Source organism: Dyadobacter sp. SG02 (genome assembly GCF_900109045.1).
Taxonomy (GTDB): Bacteria; Bacteroidota; Bacteroidia; order Cytophagales; family Spirosomataceae; genus Dyadobacter.
This window is the reverse complement of the sequence record NZ_FNYL01000005.1, coordinates 335,183-348,405: the sequence shown is the minus strand read 5'-3', so window position 1 is coordinate 348,405 and position 13,223 is coordinate 335,183. Positions and strand designations below refer to the sequence as shown.

At 50.7% G+C, this 13,223-nt stretch carries 14 protein-coding genes; 9 read left to right on the top strand and 5 right to left on the bottom strand.

Translation table 11 applies throughout. The annotated features are described in order from the left end of the window. Positions 1-68 precede the first annotated feature (68 nt). A complete protein-coding gene (locus BMW93_RS14400; protein WP_218147694.1) occupies positions 69-710 on the top strand; it encodes a hypothetical protein in 642 nt (213 codons plus the stop codon). A gap of 23 nt (positions 711-733) precedes the next feature. On the opposite strand, the gene BMW93_RS14395 is transcribed toward BMW93_RS14400, so the two are convergent. Next, positions 734-1,147 (bottom strand): hypothetical protein, encoded by a 414-nt coding sequence (locus BMW93_RS14395; protein WP_090377139.1) that lies wholly within the window; start codon positions 1,145-1,147, stop codon positions 734-736. Between the two features lie 129 nt (positions 1,148-1,276). After that, on the bottom strand, positions 1,277-2,644 hold the full coding sequence (locus tag BMW93_RS14390) for an alpha/beta hydrolase (RefSeq protein WP_090377136.1): 1,368 nt from the start codon (positions 2,642-2,644) through the stop codon (positions 1,277-1,279). Between the two features lie 177 nt (positions 2,645-2,821). Here BMW93_RS14390 and BMW93_RS14385 point away from each other — a divergent pair, with 177 nt between their 5' ends. After that, positions 2,822-3,280: a glycine zipper family protein gene (locus BMW93_RS14385; RefSeq protein ID WP_177194088.1), complete on the top strand. Its 459-nt coding sequence runs from the start codon at positions 2,822-2,824 to the stop codon at positions 3,278-3,280. Positions 3,281-3,342: 62 nt separating this feature from the next. Here BMW93_RS14385 and BMW93_RS14380 read toward each other — a convergent pair whose 3' ends face one another. Further along, positions 3,343-4,833: a BNR-4 repeat-containing protein gene (locus BMW93_RS14380; protein ID WP_229240437.1), complete on the bottom strand. Its 1,491-nt coding sequence runs from the start codon at positions 4,831-4,833 to the stop codon at positions 3,343-3,345. Positions 4,834-4,921: 88 nt separating this feature from the next. Between BMW93_RS14380 and BMW93_RS14375 the strand changes: the two genes are divergently transcribed. Both BMW93_RS14375 and BMW93_RS14370 read left to right on the top strand, forming a co-directional pair. After that, entirely contained in the window at positions 4,922-5,680 is a 759-nt protein-coding gene (locus BMW93_RS14375) for a dihydrofolate reductase family protein (protein WP_229240435.1), read from the top strand. 96 nt (positions 5,681-5,776) lie between these two features. Continuing rightward, complete coding sequence (locus BMW93_RS14370) at positions 5,777-6,541, top strand: methyltransferase domain-containing protein (RefSeq protein ID WP_090377130.1); 765 nt, start codon at positions 5,777-5,779, stop codon at positions 6,539-6,541. Positions 6,542-6,587: 46 nt separating this feature from the next. Here BMW93_RS14370 and BMW93_RS14365 read toward each other — a convergent pair whose 3' ends face one another. Further along, positions 6,588-7,478 (bottom strand): NAD(P)H-binding protein, encoded by an 891-nt coding sequence (locus BMW93_RS14365; protein ID WP_090377127.1) that lies wholly within the window; start codon positions 7,476-7,478, stop codon positions 6,588-6,590. An 81-nt stretch (positions 7,479-7,559) separates the two neighbouring features. On the opposite strand from BMW93_RS14365, the gene BMW93_RS14360 reads away from it, so the two are divergent. The 5 genes from BMW93_RS14360 to BMW93_RS14340 all read left to right on the top strand — a co-directional run bounded on the left by BMW93_RS14360 (position 7,560) and on the right by BMW93_RS14340 (position 11,528). Next, positions 7,560-7,946 carry a helix-turn-helix domain-containing protein gene (locus BMW93_RS14360; RefSeq protein ID WP_090377125.1) on the top strand — a complete coding sequence of 129 codons (387 nt, stop codon included), beginning with the start codon at positions 7,560-7,562 and terminating at the stop codon, positions 7,944-7,946. Positions 7,947-8,034: 88 nt separating this feature from the next. Further along, complete coding sequence (locus BMW93_RS14355; RefSeq protein WP_090377122.1) at positions 8,035-8,445, top strand: DUF6157 family protein; 411 nt, start codon at positions 8,035-8,037, stop codon at positions 8,443-8,445. A 57-nt stretch (positions 8,446-8,502) separates the two neighbouring features. Continuing rightward, positions 8,503-10,170 (top strand): PQQ-dependent sugar dehydrogenase, encoded by a 1,668-nt coding sequence (locus BMW93_RS14350; protein WP_090377119.1) that lies wholly within the window; start codon positions 8,503-8,505, stop codon positions 10,168-10,170. Between the two features lie 48 nt (positions 10,171-10,218). Beyond that, positions 10,219-10,800: a hypothetical protein gene (locus BMW93_RS14345; protein ID WP_090377116.1), complete on the top strand. Its 582-nt coding sequence runs from the start codon at positions 10,219-10,221 to the stop codon at positions 10,798-10,800. A 29-nt stretch (positions 10,801-10,829) separates the two neighbouring features. Continuing rightward, positions 10,830-11,528, top strand: a complete 699-nt coding sequence (locus BMW93_RS14340; protein ID WP_090377113.1) for an aspartate/glutamate racemase family protein — start codon at positions 10,830-10,832, stop codon at positions 11,526-11,528. Positions 11,529-11,613: 85 nt separating this feature from the next. Here BMW93_RS14340 and BMW93_RS14335 read toward each other — a convergent pair whose 3' ends face one another. Continuing rightward, a complete protein-coding gene (locus tag BMW93_RS14335) occupies positions 11,614-13,182 on the bottom strand; it encodes a M81 family metallopeptidase (RefSeq protein ID WP_090377110.1) in 1,569 nt (522 codons plus the stop codon). Between the last annotated feature and the right edge of the window lie 41 nt (positions 13,183-13,223).

Below are 13,223 nucleotides of genomic sequence, written 5' to 3'. Positions count from 1 at the left end.
TCCAAAAAGTCACTTTTTATCGCAATCCGTCTATCTTCGCGCCCTATTTTTAACTCTGAATAATACCAATGAAGCATTTTTTTCGAATTACCTTTTTACTCCTGCTCCTGATACCAATGCTGACCGTCGCGCAGCAAACCGAGGAAAAGCAAGTCAAGAAGACATTTGACGATTACAAATCTGCCATCCTGAATGATAAAGGCGAGGAGGCTGTCGAACAGGTTGATACAAAGACGATAGCCTACTATGGCAGTATTCTGGAAAAGGTGAAAACAGCGGATTCGTTGCAGGTCGATAAGTCTACTTTGATGGACAAACTGATGATCCTGATCATTCGCCACCGCATTTCGAAAGAGGAGATCATGACCACAAACGGCAAGCAGTTGCTGGTAACGGCCATTAAAATGGGTATGGTAGGGAAGAGTTCTGTGATGAACAATGAGGTGGGAGCCGTGAAAGTGAATGGGAATTTTGCTTCGGGAGAACTTTTGGTGCGTGGGCAGAAAACGCCGCTCGCATTTGAGTTTCATAAAGAAAGCGGCGCATGGAAGCTGGACCTCACGGCACTTTTCCCGGCGGGCGAGGCGGCGTTTCGTCAAATGGTGAAGCAAAGCGGCGAGCCTGAAAATGGATATTTGCTGTCACTGATCGAGGTGACATCAGGCAAGGATCCAGGGCCGGAGGTTTGGGTGTCCACCAATCAGCGATAAAGTCATAATGGCTTGAAAACCTTTCAAAGTATCTTCACCGAAGCGAGAATCTCCAAAACCACATCCTCGTCCTTGCTCCGGCCATAAATGCTGAGTTTCCGGAAATCATCGACTTTGATGTAAATGCCCATCAGGCCTTGCCCGGTCTTTTTGGGCCACACCGTGAGTGTTTTGTAGCCGTTCTGCATCAATTCCGTGCGGTGATGGGTAGCGGCGGTTTCGTTCGTGAATGAGTAGGAGTACATGCCCATGTCGTACCGGAGCGTGTCTCTTCCGTTGGTAATGCCGCCTACTTTGGAGTCGTAGCCTTGTGCTTCGAATTTCTTCCAGCTGGACGGTGCTACAAACGAGAAATCATCGAAAGCCATCGGGGTAGGCTGGTCCTTTTTGCAAGCCAGTACCGCAAAAATTGCGAGAATCGGTATAAAAGTCTTCATAGCATTAAGTGGGAATGTGAGGTAGTTTGAAGACCAGAACGTACGAAATTTGGTTGGAAATCCCACCGCATTCCCCTGGCAAAATGCATTCAGGGCGCTGTCACGCAAGCGCCCTGAATGCAGATGGTCTTACACAATAGGCGCTTCCTCCTCAGGCACACGCGGCTGCACAGGCACGCCCGTAAGGCGCTGCAACACATGCGCCACCACGGGCCTGCAACTGAACAGGTAGGCGTGATGGTTCATCAAAAATTGCCTGTCCCAGAATGTTTTTAGTAGTTTGATGCCATTGTAATCCCCTTCGCGGGCTCGGGCCATGGCGGCATCGTCGTTGTCGATGAAGCCGTAATAAAGTGGATCTGCCTGCGGGCCGGGGTCCTGTTTGATGATATCCAGCACGTTATAAAAATTGAAACCTTCTTCGAGTTTCAGGCTTGGGTCTTTTTTGAAGATTTCGTCGCCGTAAGAGCCCAGGTTGCGGAAGTCGGTCGTAAGGCCTTCGGCGTCGGGGCGGGGATCGAAATTGGCGGTGTTTTCATTGAGGTTAAACTGTTTGGAACTCACATACAGCAGGTAGTCGCTGGGGTCGTAGTAAATGTGTACATGTTTGCCAAGCTGTTTCAGCGGCGTATAATTGTAATGAAAATGCGGGCCTTTGAATTTCCTGCGCATATTCCGCAGCTGTACGCCGCCCTGCTGCACGGCCAGGTGCGTTACGTCGGGCGCCATGAGGAAAATGTTCTCGAAAATACCTGTCGGAATGGAATGGCCGTCGCCGGGGTTGATCATGCCGTTCAGCAACTGGTGGCCGAATGAATGCACGACCAGGTTCAGCGTTTTGCCTGCTTCTTTCAGCTTTCGTGAGAGCACTTCAAAGTATTCAAACAAACCATTCCGAGTGAACTCCTCGCCGTAGCTGATCGAGCGGTCGTCGGCCTTTTTGCGCCAGCCATACGACGGCCAGCCGAAGTAAAGCACATTCGCCACGCTGTTTTCGGGGTGGGTCAGATAGCTTTGTACAAACTGGGGCACAAGTTCCAGTTTGAGGCCCGGCTCCCAGTCGAACCCGTGTATGTAAACAAAAACATGTTTCCGCGACTCCGGTAACTTGCTCACTGCCTGCGTTACCCCGGTAGCCCATACTTCGGGAAATAGCTCGGTAACCCGGAATTGGAGGTTGGGCGAGGGGGGCAGATTTGCGAAGAAAAGCTTGTTGGGCGCATCGGCCATATCTATGACCGGGATTCCTGCTTTGTGTTGCCGGTAACAGATGAAGAAATGCGATTTATCAGCAGCCGAGAGGCCCGAATAGGCATCCAGCTCCACTTTATTGCCGATCACTTTCGTGCCGTCGCTGGTAATGTGCCACAATGCGCGACCGTCGTGCTCGGCGCGAGTGATATTCACTTTGGTTCCTTTTGTAAAAAAAGGCCGCGGACCATTCGGACCGGGTCGCTGCGATTGCTGATCGAGGTTGTCGTTGATAATCCCTTCCATGGAGGTGGTTGTCTAAGAATCAAGGTAGTTCTACAAGTTAGTGAGTATCCCTGATCTACTCAACCGTTTGTTATTTATCGGTAGGCTAATGCGGGAATGCCTGAATTACCTGCTCGGAATGGCATGTCTGGCACAATTTTGGCTTCACATAAGGTATAACCATCCAAAACACCAAAGATGAAAGCTGTTATTTCGATGTTATTCGCCGCCTCTGTTATGGTAGCTTGTAACACGCAGTCAGACAAGCAGGAAGCACTCTTGAAATCACAACAAAAAACCATCGATTCCATGCGTGTAGCAATGGAAAAACAGGCCATTATAGATTCGATGAATGCCCTGCAAGCCCAGCGTAAAGAGGCGGAAAAGTGGGAAGAAATCGAGAAAAATGAGGCAACAAACCACACTCAGGCCGTTTCCAGCGCACCTGCGGTGGCCGCAGCGGCCCCTGCTAAAAAGAAATGGAGCCATACTGCAAAAGGAGCGGTCGTAGGGGCGGGTACGGGTGCGATCACTGGCGCCATCATCAACAAAAAAAGGGTTGAAGGTGCATTGATTGGTACGGTAATCGGTGCCGGTGTAGGTGCTGGTACCGGGGCGATCGTCGACCACAGTGTTAAGAAACGTAAGCAACAATAATCACATAATCGCTATATAAATTAGGATTGCCGGTTGAAAGACCGGCAATTTTTTTTGCCCGCTCATTTCATGGGTTGAGGTATCAGCATAGGTGCATTCCCATGTCTCGGCAATCTGTATACGTCGCCATTGGCATTGGAAAAATAAATGAATGAATCGGACGGTTTCCGGCCGTGGCCATCCGCCCAGACCGCGTAGAATCCGTCTTGCGCGTGCACAGGCTTGCGTACGTACGAGTGGTTCGTCGGGCTGTTCCGGGTAAGCTGCCTTTCCAGGGCCCATTGCTCCCCACCGTCGTCGCTCCGCCACATCGCTACTTCTCCGCCCGGATTGTAGGCTTGTGGACCGTCCACGCTTGGCCCGATCACCCGCCAGCTGTTTCTGGAAACATGGTAAATGGAGCCCATATCGTAATTGTTATCGGAAGTTGTTACAATGTGATGTTGCCAGCCCTGCTTGTCGGGCCGGTACAGTGTCCATTCGCGCGGGCCGTTGGCCGGACCGGCTTCGTAGCCTTTGCTGGCGATGACGAGGATGGCGGGTTTGTTTTGCTGGTCGAAAGTAATGTCGAGTAAGTAGCAGTTCCTTTTTTCGCTCGCATAGTCGTGCACGGTAGCGAGGTTTTGAGGACTGGTTAATGGCAGTTGCGCCATTTCGCCTGCGATATTCTGCCAGGTTTTCCCAAAATCCGATGTTTCGAGGTAATGCAGGTTGGTTCGATAGTTAAGTCCCTTTCCTTTGGGATGGTAGTCAAATGCCACGCCGACCTTCCCGTTTCGCTCCGTACTGATCTGGTAGTGCCCTTCTTCGATATGCGCCAGCACTTTCCATTCGTTCCAATGCACACCATCCGCTGTCGTGTTGTACCCGATCACGCGCTGCCCGGCTTTGTTGTATTTGGTAAAAAGCGCGATGAAACCTTTCCCTTTAACCGGATAGACCTGGAAATAGGAGAAGTTGGTAAATGGTTGCGGCTTACCGTCGACGATTTCTGTTGCCTTTATCATTTCAAAATCGCTGATATCATAAGGCTTTTTGCTCTTGTGAATGTACGAAGGCCGGGTAATGCCATGCGATGTGGAGAAAATCCATATATAGCCCTTATCGTCAATCGAAATCACCGGATTGTCGTGAGCATCGGTCGTTTTCTTATCCAAAATCGTCAGCGGGTTGGCTACTTTGCCGGTTCTGTGATCGTAGTAGGAGACATTATGCATTAAAGTCGAATTGGCGTCGTCCGTACCGCCAAAGCAGAAGAAGGTCTTGTCTACCTGTCTCGCGTAAATGGCAAATGGGCGGTGATTGGCCGGGTAAACTGCCAGTCCGCCGCTGTATTTGTACACATATTCATCGTTCGAAGGCTGGTTCATGTACCAGATTCCCCGGAAGCCGTTGGCCTTTTTCATAACGATTTCCGCTTCGGCAAACTGGCCGTCGGTGTTCTGGGCGGTGGCGGGCGTGGTCGGTAACGTCAGGGAAGTTAGAAATGTCAGAAATGTCAGGGGAGTCAGGTATTGTCTTAAAGACAGGCGGGCGTTTTTTGCGGCGGTCATATTGCGGGCGGTGTAACTGGTGATCACATTGTTTAGTAAAACCGTAAAAACCGGTTAGTTACTGATAATAAGCCGAAACTTGTCGCAAATGACCCTTTTGAAAGACGTTTCGACACCCGTTTCGAATGCGGGCGTCCCTCTAACTTTGTATTACAAAATCAAAGACTATTCAACCATCAACTTTTCGGAACTCATGAGAAAGATCATCACCAACACCTTCGTAACATTAGACGGCGTAATCCAGGCGCCGGGCGGGCCCGAGGAAGACCGCGCAGGCGGTTTCGAGTTCGGCGGATGGTCGTTTCACTACTGGGACGATGTGATGGGCCAGGTAATGGGCGAGGGGATGAGCAAGCCGTACGACCTGTTGCTGGGCCGCAAAACGTACGATATTTTCGCAGCACACTGGCCATTCATCGAAAACGACCCGACGGCTGAGCAATTCAATGCATGCAACAAATACGTAGCAACGCAAACGCTGAAAGAAGCGACCTGGCAAAATACCGTGCTGCTTAATGGCGACACCGTAGCGCAGGTCAAAGCCCTCAAAGCCGCCGACGGCATCGATTTACAGGTACACGGCAGCGCCGATTTCATCCAGACGCTCCTGCGCCACAACCTGATCGACGAAATGAACATCTGGATCTTCCCGCTGGTGATCGGTCACGGCAAAAAGCTATTCGCGGACGGAACATTGCCGTCCAATCTCAAATTAACCAAACACGCCATTTCCGGCACGGGCGTCATCATCACGACCTACGTGCCCGACGGAGAGATTAAAACAGGATCTTTTGCATTGGAAGAGCCGACGGAGCTGGAAATGAAGCGCCGCGACGAAATAGTGTAAACGGTCTTTTTGATTCAATTTTACCTTGTAAATCTAACATCCAGTGTTATAATTACAAGGTAAAATTGTTTCTGAGTAACTGCAAAATCATAGCGAATGGCCTGGAATCCGGACGTATACAATCAATTTAAAACGGAACGCTCGGCGCCGTTTTACGATCTGCTTACGCTTTTGAAAGCGCGGTCCGGGCTCGAAGTGATCGATCTGGGGTGCGGTACAGGCGAACTCACCGCCAAAATCGCCGAAAAATTGCCGAATTCAAATGTTCTCGGAGTGGATTCGTCTGCGGAAATGCTTGGGAAATCGGTTCAGGCAGGTGGAAGTACTCTGCGATTTGAATGCATTCCCATCGAGGAAAAATTGAAAAAAGACCAGCAATGGGATGTCGTCTTTTCTAATGCAGCATTACAATGGGTCCCTGATCATGAAAATCTGTTCCTCACGATCGTTTCGCGTGTCAGGCCCGGCGGCCAGTTGCTCGTGCAAATGCCCGATCAACCGCATAATATAACCAATCGGCTGCTCGCCGAACTGGCAGAAAAATCGCCATATGCCGATGCATATCAGGGGTGGAACCGGGCATCGAACGTACTCAGCATCGACCGTTATGCGGAAATCCTCTTCGAATGCGGCTGTAAATCGATGCAGGTTTTCGAAAAAGTGTATCCGTTGATCTTAAACGATATCGACGCATTGGTGACCTGGGTGTCAGGCACCGCGCTGCTGCCTTACCTGGAACGGTTACCGGAGCCTTTGAAAAAGGCTTTTCTGGACGATTACAAGGATTTACTAGGGGAACATTTCCCGAAAAAACCCGTGTTTTATGCTTTTAAAAGAATTCTGATGGAGGCGACGTTTTGATGGAAAGTAACCAGGACCGGCGATTTGTCGATCCTGGTTATTTGTACTACTGCGCATACGCCCCCGCAAACCTTTTCGCGAAGTCTTCCAGCTTAAAATCCCCCTTCACACCCCCGCCATTTTTCCAGTAATCTTCCTGCATCGTGCCGTTCTGCAACGCTTGTCCCATGTCGCGGTAGAGGCCGGCGAAGCTTTCGTTCAGGCCGGCTTGGAGCATGCCGTTGTAGGCGTCCTCGTCGGAGAATGTGACCCAGGGCGTTCCCTCTTTGCCGACTGCCGCGCCGAGCACCGCCGCGATTTCGGACGGATGGCGTTCGTCGCTGGAAATGTAGGTAATGGTTTGTGCCTCGGTGAATGGCGCCAGAAACTCCTCCGTCGCGACTTTTGCAATATCGTCGGTGTCGGTAAGGACCAGTTTCTCTTCCGTACCGCCGAAGTTACTGCCCGCAATGCCCGCGTTTTTGATCAGGCCGATTTGTGCATACAGGTTATTGAAGAAGTAGGACGGACGAAGGATTTTGACTTGCAAACCCGGAATTTCCGCCAGTTTTTCCTCCATATAACCCAATGCATCGATCGGTCCCGCGCCCTTACGCAGGTGTGCGCCTATGCTGCTCAGGAGTACAATGCGCGTGATCCCGGCCGACTGAATGGCTCGCAGGTATTTATCGGCCACTTCGAGCTGAAATGCGGCATAATCGGTGAGCGAAAAGTCGCCGGGGATCATGAGATAAGCTACGTCGCCGCCTTGAAACGCTGATTCAAGGAATGCTTCGTCTTGCACGGAACCGATGGCCGCCTCTGCGCCGAGACTATTAATCTGCGCCTTTTTGCTTGCATTGCTGCTGATCACAACTACTTGATGGCCAGCTTCTATGAGGTTTTGTGTAACGGGCAGGCTGATATTGCCGAGTGACCCTGTGATGATGTATTTCATGTCGTTTTTTTGATTTGTTTTTTGATGGGACAAAGCTATATTTGTACTTACTTTTTGACAAGTACTTACCCGAGAGTATGTATGACTAAAATCAAAGAAAGCTCGACTTACAATGCAAACCGCGAGATTGTAATGCAGGAATGCCCGGTCACCTATGTGATGAATAAGATCGGCGGGCACTGGAAACCGATTATTCTGTATCATCTTTTGGGAGGTAGCAAGCGGTATAGCGAGATAAAAAAGGCGATGCCGCATATCACCGAAAAGATGCTGATCCAGCATTTAAAACAGCTCGAAAACGACGCCCTGCTCATTCGTGAGGCTAAACCGGTGGTGCCGCCCTACGTTACCTACACCCTTACAGACGCCGGCCGTGAGCTGGAATCGGTGATCAATGCGATGGCTGAATGGGCTTACAGGGATATGAAGCGGAGCAATTTGCCGGTGGCTGAGGAAATGGCGATGTGACCGTCGGGCAAAGTTTTTTTGCTGAACCGCTTGTCTGCTGACATACTGTTGTCAACAGCGCCATTATTTTGCGCCAAAATAATCCCTTATGAAAGTCCATACCACCAACTACGAAAACACCTTCATCGAAGTGGCCGACGATTGTCCGGCTGCGGGCGGGGAAGTGCCGCCGATCAAGGGCGATGCTAAAACTGTGGCCGCCATCGAGTACGAAATGATTAGCAAAAACCCCTACAAATTCACGTCCGACGATGTGCTGTTTCAGGTTTTTGCCGAACGGAAAGACCTGACGGAGAGCGAATTGGAAGAGGCCCGGAAGCAATTTTTTTCAAAAGGACAGGCCTGTATGCGTGCCTCGCCTTTGACCAAGCGCTACGGTTGGGGTGTTCACAACGATCAGGAAGGAAAAATCGCGCTATATGCGTGTGATAGCCCGGAATATAAAAAATTCACGTCAGGTGACATGAAAACGGTGAAGGCGATGAAATCGAAGCGGTGATCGCAAGGGTTTGGGAAAGAGTTCTTTATATTTACAATCTGCCTCTAACCCGAATTCATGAGATATCTCTTTTACCTCCTCCTATTGCTGACGATTGCTTTCCAACATGCCTTTGGGCAGCTTCAACTCGCTATCGAACCGGTCGTTTCCGGTTTTACAAGGCCCGTCAAAGTCACGAACGCGTCCGACGGCCGTCTTTTCGTAGCGGAGATTGGCGGGAAGATCAAAATTGTTAAAAACAATGCAGTCCTGTCACAACCTTTTCTGGATATCGGTTCGAAAATCAACGACCCCGATTGGGCAGGTATTTTTAGCATCGCATTTCCGCCCGACTACCAGACGTCGGGCTTTTTCTATGTCCTGTACGTAGTCAAGAGCAAAACGGAAGTCCAGGTTTCGCGCTTCTCGCGACAGGCGGGCAATGCGGATCTGGCGGATGCGAATTCGGAAGTGAAAATCCTCACAATACCCTACGAAGACGTTCTCGGCGGCCATCGCGGAGGCGACATGGCATTTGGCAAAGACGGTTATTTGTACATTTCAACGGGCGACAATGGCCCCGGCTCCCGGGGCGTGGCGGGCGATCCGAACAATAATTCCCAAAACATGGGCAAGCTGTTCGGAAAGCTGCTGCGGCTCGATACAAACGCGCCGGTGCCCGGCGATAATCCGCTGAGCAAGATATTTGCGCTTGGGCTGAGAAACCCCTGGCGCTTCGGCTTCGACCGCCAAACCGGCGACCTGTGGATCGGCGATAACGGTCAGGATGGCTGGGAAGAGATCAATTATTTATCTTACCCGTTTGGCGGGCCGGCGTCGAACTTTGGCTGGAACTGTCTCGAAGGCACGCAAACGTACAACCAGTCGCATTGCGCACAGGGGACAACCTACATTGCTCCAAAACTTACTTACCCCGGTTTTACGAATAACGGCGGTAAGGACGCCTCGGTCATGGGTGGCTTTGTGTACCGTGGGTCGCGATACCCGTCGATGAAAGGTCATTACTTTTTTGGCGATTATGCGACAGGAAAAATAGGGTACATCGATCCGCTGGGCGTTACAACGCCTGACGCCGGGCTTGCTAACGCTTCTCTGATCTCTTTTGGAGAGGACCAGTCCGGTGAATTGTATACGTTGTCGTTTTTGAATGGCACATTATCGAAGATCACCAACCCGGGCGACCCGCTTCCGGTGAAATTGCTTTTTATCAAACTTACCCTGGCTGACAGCCAATTCCTGATACAATGGAAGACCACGCAGGAAAGTAACTTCTCGCATTTTGAAGTAGAGCGCAGCGGCGATGGACGCACTTTCCAGACGCTCGGAACTGTGCCAGGCAAGGGGCCGGGGAGCGACTACGTATTCACGGATGGCGAGCCATTGCAAGATACCAGCTATTATCGTCTTAAAATGATCGACCACGCGACAGTCGGTGGGGACGGCACTTTTCAATACAGTTCAGTCGTAAGCGGCAGCATGGACGAACGCGGTAAATCCTTCATTTTTCCCAATCCGGGAGGCGGCCAGGTCGCGATCAGACACCTTGCTAAGGGCGATAATGTGCGGATCTACAATGCTTCCGGCTTGCTGGTTGATAGCCAGAATATTGCTTCGAACGGTGATTGGAAAGTAAATATGGATGGAAAACCCAAGGGCATTTACACGGTATTGATCGACAACATATTTACCGGATTCTCTCAAAAGCTGAAAATGGCGTACAAGTAAGTGCTTTTTCGGCGGGCATTTTTTAATTTACCAAAAACTATAAACGCCATGAAAGCAAACATCAGAATCACTCAAAACCTCGCGTGGCTTCGTGAGACGCTCTTATTTTTCCGCAGCCATTACCTCATCGTACTTGGTCTCGGCCTTATTGCCGCCATTGGCCGGATAGTACAGCTCGGCGCGTTTGGGCCGATTTCTCCCGGCCTGCACATCGTCATGGAGGTGGTTATCGAGTCGGCCCGGATGTTACTTTTCGTATATGCATTGGGGCTCACGCATTTGAGGAAAGGCTATTTTAGGATAAAACTTATGCTTACAAGCGGCAAAGCCTGGAAAGAAAACTGGCAAAAAGCAGTCGTCCGTCTGAGGTCCGAATGGCGGTCGTTGCTCGCAAGTTTTGTGATTTACCTGCTGATTGCCTGGGTGATCAACTTGCTGATCGACTACACCGCCTATCAGACCTGCCTTTATTACAAACTCAAAGTCAACAACATCATCGCCGAACAGTCTTCGGAATGGGTGATCATATTGTTTTTCAAAAACCTTTCTGTTATTCCCTTCACGCTGATTTTCAACGCATTATTCCTCCTCTGGTTGACCGGACGTGTTTCGGGCCATGATAATGCCTGAGTATTTATTTCTATCTACACCATAAAAAAATGAAAAAATTAGGCCTCGTAGGCGGTATGAGCTGGGTCTCGACCGTCGACTATTACCGTTTTATCAACGAAGGCATTAATGCGAAATTAGGCGGGCTGAATTATGCCGAATGCATGATCTATTCGGTGAATTTCAATGCATTTGTAAGTAACAACACAGCCGGTAAATGGGACGACACTTTCCGGATTCTGCTGGATGCGTGCCGGAACCTCGAAAAAGCGGGCGCCGAAGGTATTGTACTTTGCGCCAACACCGCGCACGCCGTGGCCGACCGTTTGGAAGCTGAAATTAATCTCCCGATCATCCACATTGTAACAGCCACCGCGTCAGCAATCCACGAAAAGGGGCTTCGGAAAGTTGGATTACTCGGTACGAAGTTTACCATGGAAATGGATTTTTATAAAGACAAACTGGTAAGCCTCGGCATTGAACCGCTCGTTCCCGCCAGCCAGGGAAGCCGTGATTTTATCCAAAACACCTTGCGCGACGAACTGGGAAAGGGAATCATTCTTGAAGAAACCAAGAAGGAATACCTTGCTATCATCGACGAACTGATCCGTGACGGCGCAGAGGGAATTATTCTGGGCTGTACGGAAATTCCGATGATTATCAGTCAGGAAGATGTGTCGGTGCCCGTTTTCGATACGACGCGACTCCATTCGGATGCGGCCGTTGCATTTGCATTGGCGGAGTGGTAATCTATTAAATTTTTATGTGGAAGAATTAAAAGCAAAAGCGGCGTTCCATTGGTGAAACGCCGCTTTTTGCTTTTTCAGGGAACTACTACTTGTCGGACGACGGTACCAGCTTCGCCTTCAAATCAGGCTCCTTCATATCCTTGTCCAGCGGGAACATCGGGCGTTTAATGCGTTTGTATGGCAATCGCTCCAAATCCTGATCTACGCCACCGGGGGTGAGCGACAAGATCCAGTCGGCGCGCATGTTATAAAGCTCCGGTTCCAGATAGCCGATTTTTACAACTACTATGTCCGATTTGCGCGGGTTCAGGCCCAGTCTGGTGAAATCGGCCTCCTTATGATAAGGTTTGCGTTTTTTGGTAACGATCACGCGCACACTTCCCACTTTCACTACCACCTCGGTTTCGGCATTCACGTCACCCTGGTAGATAGCTTCCACCGTTCCGACCAAATGCACGGGCGGCGCAAAGCGCGCATCCACCTTCGCACCCGCATATGCATCGATTTTACCTCCTACACCCGCTTTCACCGCAGCTTCCACCAGTTCCGGACCGGGAATGGACGCGTAGATGAGCGACGGGCCGTTTTCGGCCTTAAATTCCGGACGTTTCAGGATTTCGGTGATCGTCCAGGTAACATCGCCCGCGCCGCCGGCAGTTGGGTTATCACCCGAGTCGCTGATAAAGAATGGATGTTTATCACTTGCGAGCGCCTTGTTTAATGCGGTTTTGAGATCGTCGGTAGGAGCTACAAAATCGAATTCCTTACGCACGTCCCAGAAGCTTTTGGCGAGCATTTCCGCGTTTTTGGTTACCTGGGCTTTATCATCGCCGGTGACCATTACCACAGCGTGGTTACGCGGCTCATCGGCCCAGGCATAGCCCACCCACATGGCCGCATCGATCACACCCGGCTGCACGGAAGCAGGCGCTACCTTCGCATAAAGTGATTTTCCGGGCTCGATGCGGGTACTCGTTTTTTCTCCGGGAAGCAGGATCGGCACCGGAATCCAGGCTTTGTAAGCAGGTTTGCCTTTCCCGCTTTCGAGCCGCGAAAGGAGATTGGCAACGGCCCGGCGCTTGGATTGCATGGCATCTTCGTGCGGAGCCATCCGGTAGCAGGTAATGAGATCGGTATGCTGTGCGAGTCGCCACGACACATTGCCGTGCAAGTCCATACAGGTAGAAATAAGGACTTTTTTGCCAATCACCTCGCGGATGCGCGTGATGAGGTCGCCTTCGGGATCATCCAGCCCTTCTACGCTCATAGCGCCGTGAATATCGAAATAGAGTCCGTCGTACGGACCATTTTTCTTCAAAAGTTCGAGCGTCTGCTTCACCAGCGACTCGTAGGCGGCGCGCGTCACCATCCCGCCAGGCAGCGATTTTCCAACCAGGGCCGGCAACCATTCCGCCCGCTTCCGCAAGTTTGAATCCGCAGCCATGAAAGGGTAGGAGGTGAAGATCTGCTCGCCGGTTTTGGCCTTGAAGGCCGGTTCTTCCGTCCGTGCCGGCGAAAACGTGCTCGATTCAATGCCGAGCCCGGCGATCGCAATGCGGGGAAGGGCTTTGGATTTTTTTTCTCCATCCGCGAAGCACAGCATCTGCGCTCCTGTCAAAAGGAAAGAAATGATCAGGGAAAGTGTAATTTTCATATATTTTGTTTTAACAAACCGGCCAAAGGCCTCTATTTTGT

Coding starts and splice junctions, on each gene's coding strand:
- BMW93_RS14350 (WP_090377119.1), top strand. CDS start 8,503: ATGAGATATCTCTTTTACCTCCTCCTATTGCTGACGATTGCTTTCCAA.
- BMW93_RS14355 (WP_090377122.1), top strand. CDS start 8,035: ATGAAAGTCCATACCACCAACTACGAAAACACCTTCATCGAAGTGGCC.
- BMW93_RS14340 (WP_090377113.1), top strand. CDS start 10,830: ATGAAAAAATTAGGCCTCGTAGGCGGTATGAGCTGGGTCTCGACCGTC.
- BMW93_RS14400 (WP_218147694.1), top strand. CDS start 69: ATGAAGCATTTTTTTCGAATTACCTTTTTACTCCTGCTCCTGATACCA.
- BMW93_RS14345 (WP_090377116.1), top strand. CDS start 10,219: ATGAAAGCAAACATCAGAATCACTCAAAACCTCGCGTGGCTTCGTGAG.
- BMW93_RS14395 (WP_090377139.1), bottom strand. CDS start 1,147: ATGAAGACTTTTATACCGATTCTCGCAATTTTTGCGGTACTGGCTTGC.
- BMW93_RS14380 (WP_229240437.1), bottom strand. CDS start 4,833: ATGACCGCCGCAAAAAACGCCCGCCTGTCTTTAAGACAATACCTGACT.
- BMW93_RS14370 (WP_090377130.1), top strand. CDS start 5,777: ATGGCCTGGAATCCGGACGTATACAATCAATTTAAAACGGAACGCTCG.
- BMW93_RS14360 (WP_090377125.1), top strand. CDS start 7,560: ATGACTAAAATCAAAGAAAGCTCGACTTACAATGCAAACCGCGAGATT.
- BMW93_RS14390 (WP_090377136.1), bottom strand. CDS start 2,644: ATGGAAGGGATTATCAACGACAACCTCGATCAGCAATCGCAGCGACCC.
- BMW93_RS14375 (WP_229240435.1), top strand. CDS start 4,922: ATGACCCTTTTGAAAGACGTTTCGACACCCGTTTCGAATGCGGGCGTC.
- BMW93_RS14385 (WP_177194088.1), top strand. CDS start 2,822: ATGAAAGCTGTTATTTCGATGTTATTCGCCGCCTCTGTTATGGTAGCT.
- BMW93_RS14335 (WP_090377110.1), bottom strand. CDS start 13,182: ATGAAAATTACACTTTCCCTGATCATTTCTTTCCTTTTGACAGGAGCG.
- BMW93_RS14365 (WP_090377127.1), bottom strand. CDS start 7,478: ATGAAATACATCATCACAGGGTCACTCGGCAATATCAGCCTGCCCGTT.